Source organism: Enterococcus sp. C74 (genome assembly GCF_040887125.1).
Lineage (GTDB): Bacteria > Bacillota > Bacilli > Lactobacillales > Enterococcaceae > Enterococcus_B > Enterococcus_B hirae.
Genome location: NZ_JBFOFA010000009.1, coordinates 1 through 26,107 on the forward strand (window position 1 = coordinate 1; position 26,107 = coordinate 26,107).

At 37.4% G+C, this 26,107-nt stretch carries 19 protein-coding genes; 2 read left to right on the top strand and 17 right to left on the bottom strand.

Going from position 1 to position 26,107, the window contains the following annotated elements:
- Positions 1 to 63: 63 nt before the first annotated feature.
- Genes AB3H93_RS11220 through AB3H93_RS11230 form a run of 3 tightly spaced genes read right to left on the bottom strand, consistent with a single transcriptional unit; the run spans position 64 to position 4,921 of the window.
- Positions 64 to 924, bottom strand: coding sequence for an ROK family protein (locus tag AB3H93_RS11220; protein WP_034700407.1), 861 nt, complete (start codon positions 922 to 924; stop codon positions 64 to 66).
- A 3-nt stretch (positions 925 to 927) separates the two neighbouring features.
- Positions 928 to 3,609, bottom strand: coding sequence for an alpha-mannosidase (locus AB3H93_RS11225; protein ID WP_368020578.1), 2,682 nt, complete (start codon positions 3,607 to 3,609; stop codon positions 928 to 930).
- Positions 3,610 to 3,619: 10 nt separating this feature from the next.
- Entirely contained in the window at positions 3,620 to 4,921 is a 1,302-nt protein-coding gene (locus tag AB3H93_RS11230; protein ID WP_368020579.1) for a glycoside hydrolase family 125 protein, read from the bottom strand.
- A gap of 154 nt (positions 4,922 to 5,075) precedes the next feature.
- On the opposite strand from AB3H93_RS11230, the gene AB3H93_RS11235 reads away from it, so the two are divergent.
- Positions 5,076 to 6,122 carry a substrate-binding domain-containing protein gene (locus AB3H93_RS11235; RefSeq protein ID WP_010720919.1) on the top strand — a complete coding sequence of 349 codons (1,047 nt, stop codon included), beginning with the start codon at positions 5,076 to 5,078 and terminating at the stop codon, positions 6,120 to 6,122.
- Positions 6,070 to 8,274 carry a GH92 family glycosyl hydrolase gene (locus AB3H93_RS11240; RefSeq protein ID WP_368020629.1) on the top strand — a complete coding sequence of 735 codons (2,205 nt, stop codon included), beginning with the start codon at positions 6,070 to 6,072 and terminating at the stop codon, positions 8,272 to 8,274. The genes AB3H93_RS11235 and AB3H93_RS11240 overlap by 53 nt, the downstream gene beginning before the upstream one ends.
- A gap of 105 nt (positions 8,275 to 8,379) precedes the next feature.
- Here the strand turns inward: AB3H93_RS11240 and AB3H93_RS11245 are convergent, their stop codons facing one another.
- The 14 genes from AB3H93_RS11245 to AB3H93_RS11310 all read right to left on the bottom strand — a co-directional run bounded on the left by AB3H93_RS11245 (position 8,380) and on the right by AB3H93_RS11310 (position 25,688).
- Positions 8,380 to 8,703, bottom strand: coding sequence for a hypothetical protein (locus AB3H93_RS11245; protein ID WP_010737055.1), 324 nt, complete (start codon positions 8,701 to 8,703; stop codon positions 8,380 to 8,382).
- A gap of 13 nt (positions 8,704 to 8,716) precedes the next feature.
- Complete coding sequence (locus AB3H93_RS11250) at positions 8,717 to 9,634, bottom strand: hypothetical protein (RefSeq protein ID WP_010737054.1); 918 nt, start codon at positions 9,632 to 9,634, stop codon at positions 8,717 to 8,719.
- 261 nt (positions 9,635 to 9,895) lie between these two features.
- Positions 9,896 to 10,948, bottom strand: a complete 1,053-nt coding sequence (locus tag AB3H93_RS11255) for a PTS sugar transporter subunit IIC (protein WP_010720927.1) — start codon at positions 10,946 to 10,948, stop codon at positions 9,896 to 9,898.
- Between the two features lie 13 nt (positions 10,949 to 10,961).
- A complete protein-coding gene (locus AB3H93_RS11260; protein ID WP_010720928.1) occupies positions 10,962 to 11,900 on the bottom strand; it encodes a 2-dehydropantoate 2-reductase in 939 nt (312 codons plus the stop codon).
- 334 nt (positions 11,901 to 12,234) lie between these two features.
- Entirely contained in the window at positions 12,235 to 14,133 is a 1,899-nt protein-coding gene (locus tag AB3H93_RS11265; RefSeq protein WP_178306369.1) for a BglG family transcription antiterminator, read from the bottom strand.
- A 114-nt stretch (positions 14,134 to 14,247) separates the two neighbouring features.
- Positions 14,248 to 15,693, bottom strand: coding sequence for a glycoside hydrolase family 1 protein (locus AB3H93_RS11270; RefSeq protein WP_368020580.1), 1,446 nt, complete (start codon positions 15,691 to 15,693; stop codon positions 14,248 to 14,250).
- A gap of 10 nt (positions 15,694 to 15,703) precedes the next feature.
- Positions 15,704 to 16,051 (bottom strand): PTS lactose/cellobiose transporter subunit IIA, encoded by a 348-nt coding sequence (locus tag AB3H93_RS11275; protein ID WP_010720932.1) that lies wholly within the window; start codon positions 16,049 to 16,051, stop codon positions 15,704 to 15,706.
- Between the two features lie 14 nt (positions 16,052 to 16,065).
- Positions 16,066 to 17,355 (bottom strand): PTS sugar transporter subunit IIC, encoded by a 1,290-nt coding sequence (locus tag AB3H93_RS11280; RefSeq protein WP_368020630.1) that lies wholly within the window; start codon positions 17,353 to 17,355, stop codon positions 16,066 to 16,068.
- A gap of 6 nt (positions 17,356 to 17,361) precedes the next feature.
- Positions 17,362 to 17,670 carry a PTS sugar transporter subunit IIB gene (locus AB3H93_RS11285; RefSeq protein ID WP_161638034.1) on the bottom strand — a complete coding sequence of 103 codons (309 nt, stop codon included), beginning with the start codon at positions 17,668 to 17,670 and terminating at the stop codon, positions 17,362 to 17,364.
- Positions 17,671 to 18,043: 373 nt separating this feature from the next.
- Positions 18,044 to 18,787 carry a hypothetical protein gene (locus AB3H93_RS11290; protein WP_368020581.1) on the bottom strand — a complete coding sequence of 248 codons (744 nt, stop codon included), beginning with the start codon at positions 18,785 to 18,787 and terminating at the stop codon, positions 18,044 to 18,046.
- Positions 18,788 to 19,528: 741 nt separating this feature from the next.
- The gene (locus AB3H93_RS11295; RefSeq protein ID WP_010720936.1) at positions 19,529 to 20,347 is read right to left on the bottom strand and encodes a toll/interleukin-1 receptor domain-containing protein; all 819 of its coding nucleotides are present in this window, start codon (positions 20,345 to 20,347) and stop codon (positions 19,529 to 19,531) included.
- Between the two features lie 362 nt (positions 20,348 to 20,709).
- Positions 20,710 to 22,350, bottom strand: coding sequence for a hypothetical protein (locus tag AB3H93_RS11300; protein WP_368020582.1), 1,641 nt, complete (start codon positions 22,348 to 22,350; stop codon positions 20,710 to 20,712).
- A 428-nt stretch (positions 22,351 to 22,778) separates the two neighbouring features.
- The gene (locus AB3H93_RS11305) at positions 22,779 to 23,474 is read right to left on the bottom strand and encodes a DUF4767 domain-containing protein (RefSeq protein ID WP_010737048.1); all 696 of its coding nucleotides are present in this window, start codon (positions 23,472 to 23,474) and stop codon (positions 22,779 to 22,781) included.
- A gap of 564 nt (positions 23,475 to 24,038) precedes the next feature.
- The gene (locus AB3H93_RS11310; RefSeq protein ID WP_368020631.1) at positions 24,039 to 25,688 is read right to left on the bottom strand and encodes a hypothetical protein; all 1,650 of its coding nucleotides are present in this window, start codon (positions 25,686 to 25,688) and stop codon (positions 24,039 to 24,041) included.
- Positions 25,689 to 26,107 lie beyond the last annotated feature (419 nt).

A 26,107-nucleotide genomic window follows, 5' to 3' on the forward strand; every position in this document is an offset into this window, starting at 1 on the left:
TCAAAAACGGCTAGGGACACACCTCTAGCCGTTTTTTATTACTATATATAGAATATATACACCTTATTGTTTACCATGTTCTTTTTCTGCTAAAAGCAAACTGCCAATAATTCCACTCTCATTCGGCAGACCCCAGCGTACAATGTATTCATCTACTTGTGGCGTTTCCATGTACCCACCCATTAACTCAACGAATTGTTGTCGAATTTTATGCAACAAGTGATCTTGATTCATCACTCCGCCACCTAAAATGATTTTTTCAGGAGCTAACGTCAACGTATAATTGATCAATGCTTGAGCAATATAATAGGCTTGGATGTCCCATATTGGATGATCTTGAGGAAGTTCTTGGCCTTTGATTCCAGTTCGTGCCTCAATTGAAGGTCCAGCCGCTAATCCCTCCAAACAATCTTTGTGGTAAGGACATGTTCCTTCATAGGTATCCTCTGGATGACGTTTTACCCAGATATGCCCCATTTCTGGGTGGGCAAGTCCAGAAAAGATATCTCCTTCAAGGACCACACCGGCACCGATCCCTGTACCGACAGTCAAATAAATACAACTCTTTTTCCCTTGTGCGGCTCCTTTTAGCAATTCGCCGTAAGCTGCTGCATTCACATCTGTCGTCCAAGCCATCGGAATCCCGTAACGTTCTTGGATGCTGCCTAAAAAATTGTAGTTGCCCCATCCAGGTTTAGGTGTTGCCAAAACATACCCATAATTATCGGCATTTTTATCAATACCGATCGGACCAAACGAACCGATCCCTAACGCCTCTAGTTCATATTGATCAAAAAAATCAAATACTTGCTTTAGTGTTTCTTCAGGTGTAGTTGTAGGAATACTTACTCTTTCTACGATAACGCCTTCATTTGAAACGGCACAGATGAATTTTGTTCCCCCTGCTTCTATTCCACCATACATTGCTTATTCCTCCTCGAATCCGATTGTCCGAATTTCATAAGGTCTAACGGTCGGAGCAATCGTTTGCTCAACTGTTTCTTCTAGCAGATTCAATAATTCCCCTTGTTTCCCATTTTTAGTGATTTGTAATGTTGAATCAAGACCGGACAAATTAAACCCACGCACCACTACTTTATCACTAAATTTACTTCGTTTCAAAGCAGTAATTGCAAACGTTTCCCCTTCGCAAGTTAAATAGCTGTTTTCAGCTGGCAAGGTTCCTGTTTGAATCGCCATTTGCGTGGTAGAAAAAGGAATTTGTGCGCTATAAGCATGATGGTAACTAGCAAATTTTTCTTCTGGCTGATGCACTTCGATACTGTAGTTAAAGCAATGTACCCCATGACATTGGGCTTCTGGTGTTGGAAAATATCCCCAATCTCCTAATTCCCCTACACAACGTAGTAAAGTCACCGCAATCACACTGTCATCGATTACTTCATATTCATTTAATCCATAATTGCCAACTGTTACGCCATAATCGTTTCCTTCTAAATGAACGAACGCCTGTTGATGCTGTGGATTTGTTGGATTTTCCCAACTACTTGATACATCATTGGGACGGGTAACCACTTCAAAAATACTATCAGCTTGATGTTGTTTCACATGTAACTTTGTTGGGAACAACACACGTAAGCGATGATCATCCATTTGATTATTCACTTTTGTTTCAAAGTCGATTTTTTTGCTGTCTTTTCTTAAAGTGATAACAGTTGTTACTTCTAACACACGCTTTTCTTTTGAACGACCTGCTTTACGGTGACGAAACTCAATGACCATCTGTTGTTCTTTTGCTAAACGTTCATCAGCAGCTACTGGGATCAATAATTCCTGGGTAACTTTTACTTGTGCTAATTCACTCGTATCAGTTACGACTTCTACGGTACTTTGATCATTTTCCTTTGATAAAATAGGTTGGTCATTTTCAGGCTGTTTGAAGATATATTCATTTCCAATATCCCCAACATCTTCGAATGTCAATAATTCATCTAGTTGTTTGCCCGTTGATTTGTCTTTCAACGTCAAGGTGCCATTCGATTTGATCTCTAGCCGAACTTGTTGATTTTCTAATACTCGTCCATCGTTTTGGATCATCGTCTCTTTTTCTTCTTTAGCTTTTCCTTCTATTAATACGTACGTGTTCCAAGAAAAAGCTGGCATTTCGCTCACTGGTAAAGTGACCGTGATTTTTCTCGCCATGTAAGGAATCCTAAACCGATCTTTTGGCAGATCATAATCAAACGTCACAAATGTTTCTGATAGTAATGCAGGGACTTCTTCACCATTGGATGTTTCTACATGATAGCTTTTTGGTGGTTGCTTTTCTAGTTCTTCATATAATTTCTCAGGTATTCCTTCTGCAAAACATTTTCTTTCTAACTCAATCGTTATTTCTGCTTCACCAGTCTTTGCTGATCCAGCCGTGTTCATAACTAAGAAAGGATAGCTTTTTGCTGGTAAGCTGCTAGTGTCGATCGCTTGGGCAAGTTGTTTGATTGCTTCTTCTGCTAAATACTTCCCTACTTCATCTGCTTTTTCAAACCGTGTCATCATTTCTCGATGGACAGAATCAACCGAACACCCGCAAATACTGTCATGTGGATGATTTTGCATCAACGTTTTCCACGCATAATCTAATTGATCATGGGGATATTTACCTGTGACTTCATAAGCCATCGTTGCTAATGGCTCAGCAATATTTTCAATTTGTCTTTGAACTTTAGTATTCCATTGTTTTAAATAGACACGTGCTGAAGCAGTATTCGCTAACGTATACCAGCCATCTGTTTCCTGACTGGTCAACTCTCCCTCAACGGAACCAAGTTCTTCTGGCAAGTCCTTTTGCACCGCCGCAAGATAATCGACAAAATTGGAATGGATAAATTCATACTCTGGATATAATTCATTCGCTAATTTGATTGCTGCTGTTACATCCTTTTGAACCGGTTGATGATCCACTCCATTCATCATCAACAGATGATCGGTTGATGCGTATTGCTCTGCATCTGCCAGCTTTTGGTCCCAAAAGGCTCTTGCTGTCTCTTTATCAGCCGGGATCTCATTTCCATTACTGTACCAATTGGCAAACAGTAACCCAAAGATTTCTGTGCTATCTGGTCCTTTCCACCACATTTCAGAATATTGAGAAGAATAATTTTCTGCTTCCAAGACTTGATTATCAAAGCCAATTGGTTTTACGCCTCGTCCAAAAGCAGCAGCTGAAAGTCCTGCTTGTTTCATCATTTGTGGTGTTTGCCCCATATTTCCAAAAGTATCCGGGAAATAACCGAGCATCACAGGCGTTCCCCACTTCTTACTTTCTTCCATTCCAATCAACATATTACGGACATTCGCTTCTGAACTGATCAAGAAATCATCTTGTAAAATATAAAAAGGACCGATCCTTAATTTCCCCGCATCAATTGCTCGTTGCACCGCTTCTTTCTTTTCTGGACGTACTTGTAAATAATCATCTAAAATAATCGTTTGTCCATCTAAATGGAAACTATTGAAATCTGGATCGGTTTCAAATAATTCCAAAAGATCATCCATCAATTCGACTAAACGCATATGATGCTGTTCATAAGCCATGTACCATTCACGATCCCAATGACTGTGCGAAATGATATATACTTTCTTTTTCATTTTATTCCTCCTATTTCGCTACTCGAATATCAAAGTAATCCATCACTAATTCACAAAACATCATGTTCGCCCAAGAGAACCATTCTCTGGTGTAGTTGTTTGGATCATCGACATCAAACCCCTCGTGCATCAAATGTGTACCAGCATCTGTCGCAACTAATAAGTCTAAAATCCGCTTTTTCTCTTCTTTATCTTCAGTGGTCATCCCTTCCATCGCTAATGCAATCGGCCAGATGTAATTTTCTGGAGTGTGAGATGATCCGATCCCTTTTGCATATTTCCCTTCATAGAAGTAAGGGTTCTCTTTACTTAGTAACGTTTTTCTCGTTGCCAAATATTGTTCATCTGTGGTAGAACAGTAACCTAAATACGGAGCAGCAATCAAATTAGGTACATTACTGTCATCCATAATAGAAGCGTTTCCTAATCCATCAACTTCATAAGCATAGATGGTTTCTCCTTGTTGGTTTTTAGTCAACGCATAGTCTTCGATTCCTTTTTGGATATCTTCTTTTAAAAGTTTGGCTTCTTCAAGGATTGCTTTACTACTTGTTTCTTCCGTGAGAATGTTCGTAAAGATTTCTTCAATATAACCCAGCACTACTACAGCAAACATATTTGAAGGAACGAGGTAGCCATATTGACACGCATCATCGCTTGGACGAAAACCAGACCAAGTCATTCCAGTTGGTGCAACTGCACTTCCACGCCCATCGTTGACTAAGGTATCTTCTTTCCTCGTCGTATCTCTTTCGAAAGTATAAGGAGATTGATTGTGATCTTGTTCGGTTTTGAAGACATGTAAGGCTTTTTTGATTCCTTCAACAAACGAATCATTCAATTGGTCCGTTCGACCAGTGTTCTTATATAATAAGTAAGCTAATTGGATAGGATAACATAAGGAATCGATTTCATATTTACGCTCCCAGATCCAATCATTCATTTCAGTATGGTCACTTTGATGCCCCGCTCCATTTGCTTCTTCATTGAATGCGTTTGCGTATGGATCGATGTTGATATATTCAAATTGTTTTTTGACAAGCCCACTAATCATCGAAGCTAAGTCTTCATCTTCTTTTGCAATGACTAAATATGGACGGACTTGAGCGGTGGAATCACGCAACCACATCGCTGGAATATCACCAGTTAATAAAAAAGTCGTCCCGTCTTCATGTCTTTTGACTGTCGTTAACAATGTATTGGCAAAGGCAGCAGAGAAATTCGCTGCCCAATCTGCATGCTCTTCTCCACATTTTGCAGTAATTTCATCCATAAACTGTTGAACTGACTTTGGTATATCTTTGTATGCCATTTATTTTCCTCTTTTCTTTATTGATATATCATAAGAGGATTATACCTCGTCATTTTACAATTGTCTACGCTTTCAAAATGAGATTTTTCTTATTTACTTTTAGTGGTTTTATGCTATGATCTTTATATGATATATCTTATAAGAAGGTGCTTTTATGAATCAACCACTATACCAACAAATCTTTCATGACTTACAACAAGCAATTGCTGATGGATCGTTACCTGTTGACAGCCAGGTACCTACCGAAAAGGAATTGTCCACCAAGTATCAAGTGAGTCGAATCACTTCTAAACGTGCATTAACTGAATTAGAACAATTAGGTCTGATTTATCGTGTCAGAGGAAAAGGCAGTTTTGTCAAAGCAACGACTAGTGATCTTAATAGAAACGATGTGATTAAAAATAGTCGCATCCTGTTCCTACTTCCCTTTTTATCTGACCTTTCTGTCGGAGATTTTACAAAAGGACTAAATCCAGTGATGCAAGAAAATCAGTTAGAGGTCATGATGACGACTGTTGATTTTCTGGCAAACAAAACGGCGAAGGAAATCATGCAAGAATTTGACGGAATGATTTATTATGCGTTTGCGACCGATCAACATCTGGATCTGCTCTTTGAATTATCATTGAAACAATTCCCAGTTGTTGTTTTAGATAAAAAAATCTATGAACTTCCTTTTCCAACTGTCCTTTCAGATAATTTCCAAGGTGGTTCTTTGGCTACGGCTCATTTGATTTCAAAAGGGCATAAAAAGATTGCCTATCTTTTTGGTGAACAGGCGCATCCACAATCTGTCCGACAACGATACTTGGGTTACCTGGAAGCTTTGGACAAAGCCAATTTGCCGTTTCATACAACTTTAGATGCAAAAGGCACTACGATTGAAACGTTACTGACCTACATCAATGAACATCAGGTCACTGCGTTTGTCTGCGAAAACGATCTGGTAGCTATTCAAACGATGAATCATTTAAAACAACAAGGCTATCGTATCCCAGATGATTTTTCGATCGTTGGATTCGATGATATCCAAGCAGCCGCTTTAGTTGATCCACCATTAACAACGATTGCTCAAGATTTCCACCAACTAGGAGAACTTGCAGGAAATGCTTTGATCACTTGGCTCAAAACAAATAACATTCCCGAAGATACGAGCCAACCAGTCTCATTTATTAAACGACACTCAACAAAGGAGATTTAACATGAACATTCAACATATTGATACTCGTCACGGTACAGCCAATCAAGCGAACTTCTCAAATGGGAACTGCCAGCCTTATACTGGTGTTCCTTTTGGGATGAATTACTTTGCCCCACAGACAACTGATCAAAAAGGTAGCTGGTGGTTCCATCCTGACGATCACACCTTCCAAGGCTACCGTTTGACTCATCAGCCAAGTCCATGGATGGGTGACTTCAGCTATTTTGTCTTCACTCCGATCAATGGGTTATTACCTGAAAATACCCTGTTCCATGCACAAAGTTCGTATCGTCCAGAAGAAAGCACATTCTGTCCAACTCATTTAACGATCAACCAATTACGTGATGGTATTCGCTCCACGTTGATCCCTAGCATGTACGGTGGTGTCCTAACCATTGATTACCACAAAAATGAGAGCGGTTTACTTTTGTCATTTCCTGGTAAACATCAATTAGTTCTAAAAGATCCCTATACGATTGAAGGACAAGTCACTCATTTTGCAGGCGCCGAAGATCCTGATTTTACCTTCTATTTTGTCTTACATTTTGAACAGCCAATCCAATCAAAGGAATTGTCACAGTTAGCAGCCGATGACGCTGGGTCGGTTCCGATTTATTTTGGCGACGTAAAAAAACAAGTCATTCGTTTCGGTACTTCCTTCATCAGTTCTGAACAAGCTTCATTTAATCTAGAACAAGAGTTACATCAAACGCCTGATGACTATTTGCTGAATAGTTCACAACAATGGCAAAACTATTTTGACCGAATCAAAGTCGAGCATCATGATCCGCAACAGTTACGGACGTTTTACCACAATCTCTACCGTGTATTTTTATTCCCACAAACGTTCTATGAAATCGACTCGACCGGACAAAAAATCCATTATGATACCACTAGTCGAAGTGTAAAACCAGGTGTACTTTATACCAATAATGGTTTTTGGGATACTTATAAAACAGTGTATCCACTTTACTCTTTGATTGCTGTCGAAAAATATGAAGAGATGCTTGAAGGCTTTTTGAACAGCTATCGTGAAACTGGCTTTTTACCAAAATGGCTTTCGCCAGATGAGCGCGGTCTCATGCCAGGAACATTGATTGATGCAGTGATCGCTGATGCCTCGGTTAAGAGAATCCGTAAAGATTTAATGGCTGAATTTCTCGAAGCAATGAAAAAAGGGGCTACGGTCCAAAGTGAAAAACAAAATTACGGACGTCAAGGAACGACTGATTATCTAAAATATGGTTATGTACCAAATACTTACCACGAATCAATCAACCACACCCTTGATTACGCTTATAGTGACTTTTGTATCAGCCAAGTAGCCACCGGTTTGAATGAAGCAGCAACCGCACAACACTATCAAAAGCAATCTTTCAATTATCAAAATGTCTTTGATCCGGAAACCGGCTTCATGCGTTCCAAAGATCCCGAAGGAAGATTCCGTACTCCGTTTTCTTCCACACGTTGGGGTCAGGATTATGCAGAAGGTAGCGCTTGGCAAAGTAGTTTTGCTGTTTACCATGATTTTGCTGGTTTGATCAATGCTCACGGTGGACCAGATCAATTTGAAGAAAAACTGATTGAATTATGTAACCAAGCACCAACTTTTGAAGTTGGCGGTTATGGTTTTGAGATCCATGAAATGAGTGAAATGGCAGCGATCGAGTTTGGACAAGTTGCCATCTCCAATCAACCAAGCTTCCACTATCCTTATTTATTCAGTTATATTGGTAAACCCGAAATGGCACAACCATTGATCAAACAATTGCTGACACAAACATTCGATGATACCCCGACCGGTTATCCAGGAGATGAAGACAATGGGAGCATGGCAGGTTGGTATATCTTTAATAGTTTAGGCTTTTATCCTGTCACGCCAGGAACAGGTGAATATGTCATCGGGATGCCTTTAGTCGACAAAGCTGTGCTTACGTTGTCTAATGGTGAACATTTAACAATCGAAACAAGCCCTAATCACCCACAACAACAATTTATCCATGAGATCACAAGAAATGAAACTAGCTATCGCAAACTCTTCTTTACACATGAAGACTTGCTGACTGGTGGCACGATTGCTTATCAGTTGGGGATTGTTCCTAATCCTACAAAACACGACGCTGAAGACTTCCCTTTTTCTTTGACCAAATAAACAAGCTGACTTATTTGGTTATTCTATAAGACAAAACACCTTCTTTGAATTTCTTAGTCTCAAAGAAGGTGTTTTGATAGATTTAGAATGAATTTTTCGATAAGATTATTTTTTATTTTTTTTCTTTTGACTATTTCCTTTTTTTACTAGTTGTTCAGTAACTTTGGCTAGTGTATCCGTGACCTCTGTTTTGACTTTAGTACCTGTTTCTTTCATGCTTGTATTTATTTTTATTGATGACTTCAATTGTTTTATTTTCAAAGAAGAGAACTTGTTGCCGATTACTTCTGTCTTTTCATTCGTAAATTCTACTGTCTTTTTTAACGCTCGTTTACTCACGTTCGTTATCCTATTTTTTTCTTTTTTACAATATGCACATAGTTTTTTAGGTTCAGATATTTCTCGTCCACAATTTGTACATTTATACATTGCTTTCCCCCCATTAGTCCGTTACATATCCACTTAAAATATACTCAGGATCCGCTTCGATCATATCAGAGATAGTATGAATCAACGTATGAATATCATCAATTGCTTCTGTTATTGGATTGGTTGATTTTTGAAAATACTCATCTAATTTTAACGCCATTTCTCTAGTCAAAATGCTTTCCAAATCTTTTTTATGGAGATTTAAGCTATAGTTCAAAGCAACATATTCATCTAAATCTGAAAGGCAATTTACTTGGATATTAAAACTCTCATTTATAAATAAAATATTTTGCAAAATATCATTTGCTGACTTTTCTTTATCACCAAATTTCATACGGTTTTTTCGGTAACTGATTACCTTTCCTTCTAACTGTTTTAACAATTGATATTTCACAGTAGTGATATCATTTAGCACATTAACTAACAACTGTTTTTTTATTTGAGGATCTTTTATTAACACTGATTGTTCATATTTCTCTTTAGCAGAAACTACACCTGCATAACGATCATTTTCAAAATTTTTGATTACTTCGTCTATTTTCAAATTAAGATCATCTAATTTGTCTTCGATTTTTTTAAGTTCTAACATGACTCCTACTACTATTGCTGCAGGACCCAAAGCTGAACAAACGCTTGTTCCATTTTTTAATGTCAAATTTTTAACAAATTCGCCACTTTTTTTATCAGCAATCTGTGCATATACTCCATCTTTCCCAGAGACAAAACGATACGTTCCATTTTTTAGTCCCTTTAATATTTCCGGTGGAATATCTAATACGTATTCTCCTTTATTTATAATTTCCATGACGGTACCACTCGTCACTATTGCCCCATTTAAATGTTTAACAATTTTTTCTGAAAAATGTAATTCTTTCACTTTTTCTACCAATTGGTTTTTTGGAACTCTGATACCCGCTTGCATTATCTCCATATTACGCCCCTCCATTATATTCAAAAACATTATACCGCTTAATGAAAAATAAATACTATCAATATTACTAAATAATGCTACTAAGAAGCAAAAAAATACCTACACTGATCTATATCCACAAAAAATTTCGTTTTTTATATTAAAAAAGCCTGAACTTTTAATCTCCTTCGAAAAAAGGAATTAAAAATTCAAGCTTTTTTTATTGAGATGATTTGTCTCACTACCAAAGGAGCAGACTCAGCCAAAAGATCAGCCGTTTCACTAGCCTAAGAATTCAAACACATCTGCTCGATCATATAGTTTCAATACTTTCTCACATAAAAACTGAGTGAACAATGCTGCCGCAACTGGGACGACTAACCAGCTCAAAACAACAAGAGCCGGATTTAGACCTGCATCTAAAGAAGCTAAAGGACCAACTAAACCAACGATCCCAAAACCAGCCGAGGCAGGGGTTCCTGAAATAGACAACAAAGCAACTGGAATAGCTGTAATCACTGCACTGATCAGACAAGGAACGAGAATAACCGGTCTGCGAAACAGATTAGGCATCATCATCTTCATCGCTCCTAACGTAATGGCGATCGTCACTCCTGATTTATTGACTTTCCACGAGTTCACGATCAAAACGAAAGTCGTTGCTGCGACACCCATTGCTGCCGCTCCTGCTGAAACACCATCTAGTTGGATCGCCACTCCGATTGCTACGGTGGAAATCGGTGAAATGATCAAGAAGGCAAAAGAACAGCCAATCAAGATCGACATCAGTAAAGGTTGTAGCGTCGTGAAATTATTGATGACCGTTCCGATAGCTGAGGTAATATCTGCCACATAAGGATAGAGATAAAACCCGATCACTCCTGCGCCGACACCAACAACGATCGGAGTCAACACAATCGCTACCGAACCAAATCGTTCACCAATCAGATAAATCAGCCCAACTGCGATAGAAGCAGTGATCATCGTATTGATGATATCGCCTGTGCCAGCACCAACATACACACCTGTTTCACCAAGCTCAGGAGTAAACTTCACCACCCCTGACCCGACAAATGCGGCACCAGCCACCACCATCATCTTCATCGGTGCAAAACCAAATTGCAAAGCAATCAATCCACCGATAATCAACGGTGTCGCTAATTGGAAGATGACCGCCATTTGAGCAACAGCCATCGCAAAAGAAGAACCACTAAAGTATCTTAAAATCGCCCCTAATACTGCGTTAGGAATCAATCCGATGATAATCCCCGTTGCTGTACCAGCTAGTACTTTGTTCAGAAAAATCTTTGGTGACATGCTTTGTGTCTGTTCCATCAATTATCCCCCTTTATTTTACCTGCAAGCTATCTTCTTTCGCATGGATCAGTTCTGTTAAGAAGTCACAATAAGGTGTTGCAATACCATATTTCTTCCCTTTTCTTGAAACCGCACCGTTGATGTAGTCGATTTCCGTCAAGCGGTGATTCTTGATCAAATCTTGATACATGGATGGATAATGTAATCCGATCGTTTCTGGATCGAAACAAGATTCACAATGAGCGATCACTTCTGGGATATCTAAGTGGATATTTTCAGCTTCTGCCACTGCCGCAAATTCACGAACAATCGTTTCCACCATCTTATGCGCAGTCGAAGTTTGACCTAACCCTGCCATGTTCACATCCAAAATCGTGCATAACCCATTCATCGTGCCATTCACACAAGCTTTACGGTAAATGGAATAATGGATGTTATCAGAGAATTTCGCATGTAAGCCTGATTCTGATAATTTTTCAGCTAGTGCTTTCGCTTGTTCTTCTTTGCCTTCTCCAAGATTTTGCAGCTCAATTGAACCACTTCCAAACAGTTTGACTTTTCCAGGTCCTTCTAAGCCCGCCGTCCACATGGTGTTACCAATATAAATGTTTGCCATTGGAACAAATTTTTCAATGATATCTTCATGTCCGATACCATTCAATAAGCATAATACTTCCGTTTCTTCTTTGATCAATGGACGGATATCTGTTAGCATTTTTTCTAATTGCATCGCTTTAGTAAATAAGATGATCAAATCTACCTGATCTTCTTCGCCTACTTCTGATTGAAGAACGACTGGTAACTTCTCAACTACTTCTTCGCCATTGAAATCTGCTTTTAACCCATGCTCTTTGATTTGTTGGACATGATCTGCCCAGCCGTCGATCAATAGTACTTCGTTTCCACCTTGATGTAACATCAGACCGAAACGACTTCCCATCGCTCCAGCTCCTGCAATTGCAATTTTCATGTTTTATTCCTCCCTTTTGCCTTACATTATACCTATCTAAGATTTATTACACAATTTTATTCTATAGCTTAGCCTTCTTTTTACACTACTTTACGTGAAATCAGCTTGCCTAAGAGAAAAACGGGCAATCCTAAACTTCTCCGTTCAATTGGAAGTTAGCAGAAAGATGTTTCAAATTACTTCCTTCCACCACTGCAAGCACAAAAAAAAGTAACCGAACATCAATAGAAAGCTTTCGGCTACTTTGGCAATGATCGATTAGCAGTGACCTCTAAGACAAAAGCAAGCGTTCCTCTCATACAAGAATAAAACCAACGCCCTCAACATTCACGGATCATTCTTCCGTTTCGACCAACATTTTCATTTTTAAGATGAATTCTGTAAAATTTTCTGCACCCGCTAACAATCGCACATTGATCGGATCAGAAACGATTTCGATAAACATTTCAAAAAAATCATTAAATTCTTTGGCTTCATCTTGTGAGATGGCAACTAAAGCTACGATTTGAACAGGATATTCGTCCCATTTGAGGGTTTCTTGCAAGGTCATAATCGAAAGGGCACTTTTTTTCGCCTGTTGTTCCAGCGAGTGGGGTACTGCGATACCTGATGGGAAACTGGTCGATGACATCGCTTCTCGTTTTTCCATCCTCTGGGAAAATTCTTCCTCCACATACCCTGTCACTAACAATCGATCAAACAATTTTTCCCGAATCATTTTAGGTGTCTGATCGGTCGGATCAAATTGATTAAAATAGAGATCTTCAATAATAAACCGATCAATCAAATGAAACATCTGTTTTCGCCAATTACTTTTTCGCTTGGCAGTCACCCGTTTTTGGATCTTTGCAAAATCTTTACGTGTCAAAATAGGATGGACATATACTGCGCCATTGATTTCAGTCACTCTGTCACGATCAGAAGAGACATACACATCATTTTCCTGTATGCTTACCTCGTGATGATCAACCGCCACGATCTCCACATCTTCCCCTAGCATACTACGAATATTTTGAACGTTTGTTTCTTCAAAATCATGGTAATTGTTGTGATCAACTAGCACTCGCAACTTTGGTCTTTTTTCTTTTTTGCTTTCTAAGTAAGCCCCGATGTGTAAAGCGATAAAAGAAATCTCATCCTCATTAAACCAAATCGCTAATTTTTCCTGTACCAACATCGACAAGTAAACCGCAATGTCATACGTTAACGGATAGGCTGTTTTAATATCTAAAAGGCTGCTATTCCGGGTGAACCGTTCATATTGAGAGCGATCATAAAGATTTTGCAGATGGATAGCTAATTTATTGAAAAAAGCTTCATCTTGTAAATCAATCAAATAGGTTTCTTTGACTTTCTCTAAAACTTCATTTAGTGTTTCGATCACTCGAGCTTCAACAATTTTGGACAAGGATAGCTCTTTGCGATTCGTAAGATATTCATTTTGTAATCCAATAAAAAGTAAGGATAACTGCTTGACTTCAGCATCAGAAAAATGAATGTGATAAGTGTTCGAAAGAAGTTCAGTAATCTCCACACACAATTGAAATTCCGTTGCATCATTTCTTAATGGAAAGTCCTTCACACTTTTCAAATCATTTCCTTGGCGGATCCGTTCAATACTAATCGCAAAATGAAGTACAATATTGTTCATCGAATAACGATTGATTTTGATTTTGTGTGAAGCTAAGACATCATGGATGGTTTGCTCTAGATCAATAAGCGAAAGCGTGCCAATCATATCTTGGACATGATACTTTAGTTTTTCCTGGTAATCGCCTTCCTCATACAATAGCGAAATCATGTAACGCCTTTTATCACTTTCTGATCCTTCTAAATAAATTTGATTGGCTTTGATCGTTAATTTCAATTGTTTGTTTTGAATCTCGTTACGCAAAAGCTGGATGTCATTTTTTAACGTTGACTCAGAGAGAAACATCGTGTCTGCCAAATCATAGAGATCAATGCCATGATTGCTTTTTAACAACGTCAAAAACAACTGTGATTGCCGGTCATTCGTTGTTTGGATCACTTGCTTATCCTGGGTAGGTTGTTTGATCCGATACCCTTGATTACTAGAAATAATTTGTTGCTCTGTCTCATTGATCTTTGTGATTTGATTACGAATGGTTCGAGTCGTACAGTTACAAAATGTTGCTAGTTCCGTCGCAGTGACCCAATGCTGCTGTCGTTTTGCAAGATACGCGATAATCTCTCTTTGCCTTTTCGTTGCCACTTTCTATCTCCCCCACACATGTGTTGCTATCCATTGATTTGCCACACTATCTCAAAAAAAGGTGGATACGAAGATCCATGTCTCGCATCACACCTATTCTTTAAACTGGCGACTTTACAAATTTTCTCCATTCGATTCAATCACATTTTTGTACCAGTAAAAACTATCTTTTTTGATCCGATCACCACTACCTTTTCCTTCATTATCCAGATCCACATAGATAAATCCATAACGTTTTTCCATTTGAGCAGATGAACAGCTGATAATGTCAATCGGCCCCCAGGCACAATAAGCAATCACATTGACTCCATCATACATCGCACGTTTCATTTCTTCAATGTGACTAGCCAGATAATCGATCCGATAATCATCATGAATCTTGCCGTTTTCCAACTGGTCATACATTCCAAAGCCATTTTCTGCAATAATAATCGCTTTACCATAACGATCCCAATATTGCGAAAGTGAATGATACAACCCTTTAGGATCCACTGCCCACCCCCATGGATTAGCTTTCAAGTTCGGGTTTGGTGTCACCGATGCAGGGTTCAAATCGTTTTTCTTGGAGTCGACCATTTGCGAATAATAATAAGAAATAGCCAGATAATCCATCGTATTCGCTTGTAAAATGGCTTTGTCTTCTTCAGTGATCTCGAGATAGATATTATTTTCAGCAAAATAATTCAACGCATACTGAGGATATTCCCCTCGAAATTGCACATCTGTATAGAAATACTCCATCCGATTACGACGTAAAGCCAAAATAATATCATCTGGATCGCAAGAAAATGGATAGGCGGTGCAATCTGCAACCATCGTTCCGATTTGCATTTCAGGGTTGAGCTTTTTCCCATATTCATAGATTTTAGCACTGGCAACGAACTGATTATGGATCGCTTGATAACTAGCTTCTTCGTAATGATCCACCGTATCATAAGGTATAGCAGTTGAATTGAATGGTTCAAATTGGATCAAGTTGATCTGATTGATGACGATCCAGTACTTCACTTTATCTTTGTAACGATCTAAAATTGTTTTTCCATATTTTACAAATAGATCGATCACTTTCCGATTATGCCAACCACCGTAGTTTAAAGTAATGTCTACTGGTGTTTCATAATGAAGCATCGTAATAATCGGCTCCATCCCTAACTCATGGATTTTATCAATCAATGCATCATAATAAGCCAAACCCGCTTCATTCGGTTCCGTTTCATCGCCCGTAGGAAAAATCCTCGACCAATCAATCGACGTCCGAAATGTTTTAAAGCCCATCTCTGCTAATAGCGCTAAATCTTCAGGATAGGTATGATAAAAATCGATCCCATGGCGTTTAGGATAATAGCCTTGTTCATCTGTCATATTCGCCTTCAACTGAGCCAAAGACATTCCTTTATGTTGCTCTTCCGCAATTTCTGCATTTGTTTTATCCGCATGGAAAACATGTAAATCAGCGAGGCTGATGCCCTTACCATCAACTTGATACGCCCCTTCTGCTTGGTTGGCAGCAATCGCCCCTCCCCAAAGAAAATCTTTTGGCATTTTGTATTCTTTAAACATGGAATACCTCCTATTTAGTTAATTTTTTTGAAAAGTTCCGAAATAACCGCACCATATGTTCACCAATCAATATCTCACTTTGTGCTGTCATCAACGTATCTTGCGCATGACAGAACAACGTAGAATAGCGGATCTGCTCTCCTGAAGCTTCCATTTGTAACGTATCTGTTTGCAAGCCGTGAGCAATCACCACTTCTTTATGTGCCGATTGAATCAATTCTTCTGCTTCATCGAACGCCATTTCCTCCAGTGCATTCAGACCTTTTACCAGTAATTCACGAGCATTACCTGCATGGATCAAAATATTCATCGATAATTCGTTTAGGCTATCTGTTTCTTCCACAAACTGTTGTGACATACTACTACCTCCAATTATTGAGCCGTTGAAGCTTGCATTGCTTTCGCTTTCGCTTGCGCTGCTTCCTGTTCTTCAGCAATTTTTTCTTGTTTTAATAATGAACTATCATATGCTTTAAAAAATGGTAAGAAGATAAACCATGTAATAACAAAGATCAACAGACAGACGATGACCGCACGGAAATCTTGAGTGGCTAAATAAGATGTAAATGGATATGGCATGTACCACAACAAGAATGATTGACTAGGAATATTCACGAAGCCCATATTCATCACCACATAAGAAATCGTTGGTACGATCAGTGCGTTGATCCACATAGGAATCATCAAGTAAGGATTAAAAGCAATCGGTGCCCCAAAAACCAACGGTTCATTAATATTAAAGATTGAAGGGATAAAGACCGCTTTACCAATCGCTTTTAATTGTGCTGATTTACTTAGCAGCAACATCATCACAGACAAGGCCAAGGTAGTCCCCACACCACCCATTGATGAAAAAGCATAACAAGTTTCTTGAGTAGCAATGTTCATTGCTTGTCCACCATTTGCAACAGCCTCAGCATTAGCAGCTAATCCAGCCATATATACAGGATAGATGGCCGGCATCATCACCCAACCTGAAATACCGAACGTATATAAAAAGACCGGGATAAAAACGGATAAGACAAAACCTGGGTAAGATTGTACGATTTTTGCCAATGGACTGAATGCCCAAACGACCACTTCAAAGAAATCAACATTCATTTGTACCGTGATAAACCAACCAACGATCAAGATAAACGTAATCGGCAATAAACTATTAAACCACCCCACCACGAAATCAGGGATCGGTGTATCTTCATCGAAAAATGATCTTTTAGCAGCAAAATTCATCACACAGGCAACAAAAAGACCAGAAATAATCGCAAGAAACATGCCTGTAGCGCCAAACCGAGAAAGAATAAACGTAGCATTTCCTTCAGCAGATACTGTGGGAAATAGTAACATCATGAATAACACTAATCCGGTAGCACCTGAAATCAGCTTTTGACCGCTGTTTCCCTTTTTTTCCATGAGATAATAAGGAATCAAAAAAGAAACAATCAAACCAAACATCCCAAAAGAAAAATTACTAATCATTGAAAAATCAGGTAAACCTGCAAAAATATTTTTTAGCAGAGAAACCACTGTGACTAAAGAACCAACAAAAACTAACGGCAAAGCCGCCATGATCGAATCTTGGATCGCCGAGACCCAAGGATTCTTGACAATTTTATTTACTTTTGGCGCAAATTTGTTCGTCATGAAGTCCATAATTTTATTCATCATTCGTTAGCCCTCCATACTTAAAATCAGATCTAGTGCCTTATCTCCATTTAAAGTGCCATAGGTTGTTTGTGGAATGACTGCTACTTTCACGTTCTTTCCTTCAATTTGTGCTTTGAGATCTGCTAACATATAAGACAAATGCGGACCAATCAACAGATAATTGATCTCATTGATCCGTTCATCCAATTGCGACTCACTAGCCGCTTTCACAGTTACTTCTTCCCCTCTTTTTTTCGCTGCTTTTCGAATAGCAGCCGCCATAAATCCACTAGAAGCACCCGAACCACAAATCAACAAAATATTTTTTGCCATCTTTACCATCTCCCCTTTTTTTCTTACACGTTTAGTTTAGCTACCAAGGTATGCGCTTTCAAACTTACTTTTTTCCTAGGTAGCGGAAATTAATTAACGTGAGGTTCTCTTTTAGCTATTATAGGGTTCACTCTCCACTTTTCATTGCTCCACAAGTCCTGTTGAAAAATGAACTATGATAGCCAGGTTCATCCCCTCTGTTGGCTAACATTCCTATGAGTATCCCCGTACTTCACTAAAAAAGAAAAACATTCCCACAAAAAAAGAGAGCCGACCAGATTCATTTTGATCACGGCTCCCCCTCTATGCCATTTTTTGATTTATGCTTTGTTATCAATAAACTCAGCATCCACTAATCATTCCTACCGTTACCTTAACCCAATGAAATCGGTTGGATATAATCTACCTGCCATTTTTGTTCTTTGTCTGAATAATTGAAATACCAGATCTGAGAAAAATATTGTCGCTGATGCTTGTACCCTGATAAGAGCAGGTTATTTTTTCGATCAATCGTATAATCATAGCAACTAAAATCAATTCGGATCGAGAAACTGTCTTCCTCTATTTGACGATAGTTCCCCAACTGTTGCAGGACGATTTTCTTAGTATGATTTTTAATACCCTCTTCTTGGTTCTTTTGTAAGACCTGTTGATGCTCCAAAAATAATTTTTTCGTATAATAGCGCGAGGCTTTTTCCATTTTTTCATGTTCCCAAGCGTTTTGAATCGCAAAGAAGCTGGTTTCGATCTCTGAAAGCAATCTTTTCTTCGCTTTCTTTTTCCCAGGCATACGAGAAAATAGCTCTCTGGTCACACTGTGCTGTTCTTTCTTCCTTTTAAATAAAGCAAACGCCGCAAAACCACCAACAGACGCCCCCATTAATACATAGTCCTCTACGTCACCGTATGAACTCGATCGATAATACCCTCGTGATCGTCCGATAATTGGCCGATCGTCATAAAAATGATGTCCGACCGAACTACCACCAAAACTTCCGCCAGATCCACCGCTTCTCGTTGAGCCACCTCCATGTCCACCCGCTACTGCAAAGCCCTGTACTGGCAAAGCAAATAAAAAGAACAGACACAACAAACAAGCCAAATAATGTTTCTTCATGTTCCCCACCCCATTCATCTTCTGTTAGCAACAATCTAACGCTGAAATCCCTAAATCCCTCATTGCTACACTAGCTCAAACGGCAATTTCAGAAGCTATGTTATCAGTCCATTTATTTCATACGTTACTTTACAATAAATTGACTAGCAATAACTTAGTTATGAAAAAAAATTAATAAACGAACAAATGAATGTTGAATCTGGAGTTTTGCTTGTTAAGTGTTAATCAATGCATTAAAAGCAAGACTGCTAGATAATGATCTATTCAAATTCTGTATTAACCATTGACTGGGTGAAAAAGAATGCTTATAAGCGTAGGATCTCTGTCGAATCTGAAAGATTGCCTTATCCAATAATCATTGATGAAACAAATTAAAAAAAAACTGGATTTCTCTCTAAAAATATCAAACCGTTTTTTCATTAAAGAATATTCAATTTTATGAATATGATTAACGACTTATATGTCATTTATGAGACTGATAGGCACTGGCAACTGTGAAGAAATAACTGACAGTTAAATGGACGTCTCACCTGTTATCACTTGATAGCTTTTTAAAATTTATAAAAAATGAACAGAAAGCGACTCCTTTTCTGTTCACTAATATGCGTTATTCTTATTTAATACGGTGGGATAGCCAAACCAATTTATTCATTAATATTCTAATAAATAAAAGTCATTCTTGTATTTTCTATTACATATATATTCTACAAAATAGCATAAAATTTCCTAATATAGCTTATACTAATCAATAATCTCAAGTGTTTCTCTATAAGCATATATATTTCTATAATTTTTTAACTCTTGAAAACTTTTGCACTCTGTAAAATCCTTCACTTTAAATGCTATCCTATCTCCCACTTTCATTGATTCTGCTTCAGGAAAATAGTTCGTGTTTAATTGTAACCAGTGATTTTCACCTTCTTTAAAAACTTCTCCTGTAGGAATTAAATTTTCAATTTTAGCGAAAACATATCCTTTGTTCTCCGTTATTTCACTAATTCTTGATTTCCATACTTTATCTCTGGGGATTAAATCTCTTAAATTCTTACAACATATCTCCGCATTATAAGCCAGTTCTGTCTCATTAAATGATAAAAAGCTATCCCTTAGAATATTTCTTACAAAATCTGTTAAACCCTTTTGACAACGGTCATCTCCAGTTAAAAATATCCCTTTGTCTTTACTATTTATACAACAGCTTAAATAGCTATGATGCTTTAAATCAAAATCAGGTAAAAATAATTGTGTGTACTGATTTTGATTGAGCCAAATAGCTCCCATTTCATTTAAACAAGCAGTACTTTCGAAATAGTCATCAGAAAGTAAAAAAACTGCATGTTTTTTTACTTTTATAGTTTTTTCGAGATAGTCAAAAATGTTATTGCCAACTGGTATTTCATTCATTTTATGAGAAGAATACAATAACATATCATTAGGAACTCCACAGCTTACCAATAGGTCTCGGATGAGATCACCATAATTTTTATTTTTAGAACTATGACTTAATAAGACAGTCGGATTACTTAGAGAAATAGTTTTCCCTTTAAATATTTCAAACATCATATTTTCTCCTTCTTTATATACTTAAACAATAAACATCATTCGCTAAAATCGGATTTCCAACAGCTAAATTGTTTATTTTTATCAATAAACAAAAAGCTACGTATATACTTTTTCCACATATTTATATAATGCAACCCACTATAAAAATACTAGAAAAATACTATTAAATAACTTTAAACTCATAAAAAGTTCTTTTGCCATCATAATCGTTCAACTTTATTCTAAAAATCAATCACTCGATGTTGTCTATTTTTTCTACTGTCATTCACCATGAAGTAAATAAGAATAAAAAAACACCTAGTGATCTCACTAGATGTTAACGAATCTTTCAGTTTTTTGTCCTCGTACGAATATTTATATTACGCAATTTTTTTCGAAACGAAACATTTGCCGATCAAGAAACGAATAAAAACAAAAAGATAGCTTCCTAGACTGACAATAAAAGCAAGAATCATTGTAAAGGGATACTTAGAAGAAACTTCAATTACCGTTGTTCCTGCTTTTCCTTCAAATGTTGCTAATCCTTCATTGTTTTCAATCTTGGTATTTTGCCCATTCACTTTTGCTGTAGTTCCCCAGTAATCAAACACGGGTAACGTGATTTTTTTATCTTTAGCACCTTTGACTGTATAGACTATTTTGGAATCAGAAGCTTTATATGCTGCTGTTTGCCATTCATTGTCTACTCTTATTTCATGCTTTTGCACATGCTCCTTATATTTCATGGCTTCTAGTGGTGCATAGTCAAAGACCCCTCCAACACCTACAGTGATGTAACTACCTAGAGTGTCTTTATTCACCTCTAAATGGTCACCTAGTGTTGGCACTTTGTGATTATAATTGGCTTTAGTGGCTGCCGAAACAACAAACATAAAACAAACAATCGCTGCAATACCAAGTATTCTTTTTTTCTGTCCAAATACCATCCTATTAAAAACAATGGATAAAATTAATGAGCCAAAAAGTACCTGAAACCCTAATATCCGCCAAGGAAATTGAAGCAATCGAACGGGTGTATTTTGCAATAGTGCCCATGGGATCAGCTTAGTTGATAATAACCAGGTAGCTACTGCAATCAGGTAAATCACTTTTTCCTTGCTCGTTAGCTTTTTAAAATACACAAGCGGAAGAATCAAAGAAACAATCCCGATAATCCCGATTGTAAAGGAGGCCAAATCATTATTCATGGCCCCAATCAAACTATCAGATACATTGATCGCTTGATTTTGCAGATCTGTTTTTCCTGGCTGATTGATGGATTGATACATGGTTTGCTTGAACATAGGATACCAAAAATAGGCCGTTAAAAGAATCGTCATTCCCACAGCTTTTGACATCTCCAACACCAAGCGAATGGTTTCTTCCTTATTTAGTTTATTCACAATCAGTTTGCCTATGATCATCATTCCAATGAAAAACGCACACATGAAAGTAGAGAGAACATGCGTATAAACAAGCAAACTCATACTGATTGCTAACGGGATCGCAGCTGTTGCTTTCTCATAGATCATTTTGTAAGCATAATACAAAACTACAGGCATAATCGTCAGTGCAATCGCTTCTGCAATCGCTGAACGATGGTAAATATCAATCGTTCGATAGCTATAAAATGTATACAGACAGCTAAATAAAAAGGCAGCATCTACTCGCTTTAAAAATTTTTGACCATAATAAAACATCAATAGGATGGTACAAACATTCAACACCCATACGTATAAAATATAACTTACGATCAAATTATTGGTAATCCAATAAAAAATTACCGTTGGAAAAAGGGTCAAGTAGGGGTAAAAATAGTTTACACCGCTGCCATAACTATTAAAAGTCGTAAAATTGATTGGTCCTGAGAATATAGAGGATAATCCTTTAATTCTGGAAAGATGAAATGCGATATCTCCTGTCGTAGAAATCGTTTGTGCATGCCTAAAATAATTCACAGAATAAAGACCCGCAATAAGTATTAATATAACAAATAAGAGCAATTTTTTCTTTGTTTTCATTAGTAACTCCTTTCAAAAAATCATAATAAGTATAACGTAATTATTGGAATTTTTCATAAATTTTTCTGTTTTATTTAGCAAATTATCCTTTCAGAAACAAAAAAAAGACTGAGACATCCATCTCACTCTTTGCTCTGGAAACAGATAAATGGTGTTCAAGCATCAACTCCTTGCAATAAGCCTGAATTTTTCAAAACATGAGGAGCTGTTTCAAAAAATTCTTTCTTATTGGCATCGGAGCTAACCGATGCTTTCACAACCTCTGTTCCATGGTGTTCAAGCATCAGCTCCTTGAAATAAGCCTAAATTTTTCAAAAACACGAGAAACTGTTTCTAAAAATTCTTTCTTATTATTATCGGAGCTAACCAATGCTTTCACAACCTCTTTTCCAAGAAATTTTCTTTCTAAGTTTGGAAGGACGTCTCCTCTAGCTATTCACAATCCGCTCGAAACCGTTCTTCAATTCATTATTCTCAGTTTCTTTGAAATACAAATAATTGTTTGGGTTTCCTTGGTTTTGCTGAGTCACCATTACCTTAGGTTGATTTTGTTGGAAACCAAAGAAATACAAATGAGCTCCAGACGGTTTTGGATGATCGATATCAGAGTAGATCGCCACTAATTCAAATCCCGCTTGTCCTCTGCCATTTTCTGACCATTCTACGGTAACTGGTGTTTGATCAATCACCATAGACCATTGCCCATCAAAAATGTATTGTGGTACTTGCAATCCATAATAATTAGCATTCACATGATCATTGTAGCTTCTATACTGTTGTCCCATTTCCTGACCCCAAGTTGACATAAACGTAGCTAATTCAGTCGCCTTACTCGCATCCCAGCTATTTTTTTCAACTGGCTGACTACTTGGTGTCGCAGACTCAGCCGTTGTAGTTTGAGTTGACTCTGATGTACTCGTCGCCGTGGACTCTGTTTTTACCTTTGTTTCTGACGAGCTGGATGATTCAGTCTTATCAGATTCTTTCGTCGTTGTTGAACCTGTCTTACTTGTTTTTGTAACAATAGTGTCTGTCGATTTACTTGAAACATCTTTTGCCTGATCCGTTCCGCAACCAGCTAGTACAAACAACAACCCCACAGCCAACAATATCCCCTTTTTCATTAATAAAACTCCTCCTTGATTGTTTCACTCATTCTAACAAACCAAACTTGAGATTATGCCGAAAATTTGAAAAATTATTTCTAACCAATCCCTCATCTGCAAACTAGAAAATTGGTTTAACCGTTACGAAATCAGAATCAGATACTCAAAAAAAGGTTTATGTAGGTTTCTAAGGAGTAGTTCGCCATAGAAAATACTGATCAACTATAAAGAGACACGGAAAAACGCACCCCCTCATTTATCAATTATGACTAGTATCAAATACATCTAACTCTTTGTTCAGATATTCTCCGTAATTGCTGTGAATATACAGAACTTAAAACATTAGGCACAAGAGAAACAGCTAAAACAAATAGACTGATACAATTAACAAAAAATCCTCAACGTCCACCTTGTTTCTAGCGGTATCGTTGAGGAATACGATCATTGGTTGCTATTTCAAAAATGGCTGAAAATGGTGTCTCTAATAGTCAACTTATTCATCCATAAAATAAAAGAAAACTCTATAAATTTTCTTTATTCATTTTCACGTTTGTTCTGCACTGCCATTCACTTTAGATCCCTTCATCGGGGGACCATTTTACTTTTTACTAAATTTTTTCTTCTCAGCAAATATCGAATAAAGATAAATAAAAAAGTTACAACGCTTGTTAGTAATGCAAAAATCATCGTTGGCGGATAGGTAGAGGAAACCTCAATCGTAGTCGTTCCTTCTTTTCCTTTAACCGCTACTAATCCGTCATCATTTTCTATGCTAGTCGTTTGACCATTTACTTTCGCAACGGTTCCCCAATAATCAAACACAGGTAACGTGATTTTTTGCCCTTGCGCATCTTCCACTGTATAAATGATTTTTGAATCATACGCTTTATGAGAACTACTTTTCCATTCATTCCCAACTTTTACTTCATGTTTTTTCAACTGATTTTTGTATTTCAGCGCATCAGACGGTGCATAATCATAAAGTCCCCCTGTCCCTGAAGTCGTGTAATGCTTAATCTCTTTTTTTGTCATAATCAGACGACCGTTATAGGATTGGATTTTTTGCGTATAATTTATTTTCGTTACTACTGTTAGTGTCAAAAGCAGGAGGACGATTCCGCCAATCCACCATATACTTTTTTTCTGATCTGGTCTGCATTTCAAAAAGACCATCACCAAGATCAATGATCCGAAAAGCACTTGAAACCCTAAGATTCTCCAAGGAAATTGAATCAATTGAATAGGTGTATTTTGGAAAAGAAACCATGGAAAAACATTCGTCGATAAAAACCACGTAGCTACTGCACAAAAATAAATGACTCTTTCTCTTCGTTCAAATCTTTTCAAAAAGAAAAGCGGGAGGACTAATGACACGACACCAATCGTTCCCATTGTAAATGTCGTCAAATCATTAGTCATCGCACCAAACAAACTTTCAAAAATGTTCACTCCCCGCTCCTGAAGGTTTGTGCGGAAAGGACGATTGATGCTTTGATGCAGGACTTGCTGCAGCATTGGGTACCAAGCATACGCTGTTAAGAGAATCGTCCAGCCGACAGCTTTTGCCATTCCAACAAACAAGTCCAAAACATTTTCTTTCTTTTTTCGTTTAGCCAAAAGTGAACCGATAAACAAAAGCCCAATAACTATTACGCTCATAAACGTAAAAAGGGCATGCGTATAAATAAGCAAACTCATACTAACAGCTAAAGGAATCACACAATTCTTCTTTTCAAAAAGAAGTCTATACGTGTAGTAGAGGACTACTGGCATAATCGTCAGAGCAATTGATTCTGAAATCGCTGAACGTTGGTAAATATCGATCATTCGATACCCGTAAAAAGTATAGAAACAACTAAATAAAAATGCCGCATCTACACGTTTAAAAAATTTCCGTCCGTAATAGAAGGTGATGAGGATGGTACAAACATTCAGTACCCAAACATATAACATATAACTTAAGATCAAATTATGGGTAATCCAGTAAAAGATCACAGCTGGAAATAGGGTTAGATAAGGATAAAAAAAGTTGACCCCACCACCATAACTATTGAATGTAGTAAAATTGATCGGACCCGAAAATACAGAAGCCAATCCTTTGATCCTGGAAAAATGAAAAGCGATATCTCCTGTCGTTGCGATCTTTTCTGTATTATTAAAAAAGATAAAGGAATAAGTGCTTGCAATAGCTATTAGCAGAACAAACAAAATGATTTTTCGATTGAATCTCATAACGATTTTTATTTCTCCTTTCATACGTCGCTCTATTTGAAATGACTCAGTGATTATTCATTGGGTGAATACCTCTCATTTTTATCATTTCATATTAAAAGAGCTTGCTAGTTATGTTTATGACATACTTATTTTTCTTAACTAACATGAAATACACTATACCTAATCAGCAAGAAAATATTTTTTCTATTCTCTCACTCATTCATTATTTTTTTCATCTTTTGAATAATGAAAAGGTGTGATTATTTTCAACATATGAGTTAGTTACCTCAAAATCCATTATTAAATCCTAAGCTATCCATTGACGAATAGATGGTTTCATTGATCCCTTCTCCCTTCTAAACGACTGACAGATTTCAATTTATAACGTATGTGATTTTATCAAAAAATAACTAGTTTTGTCATTTAATAACCTATAA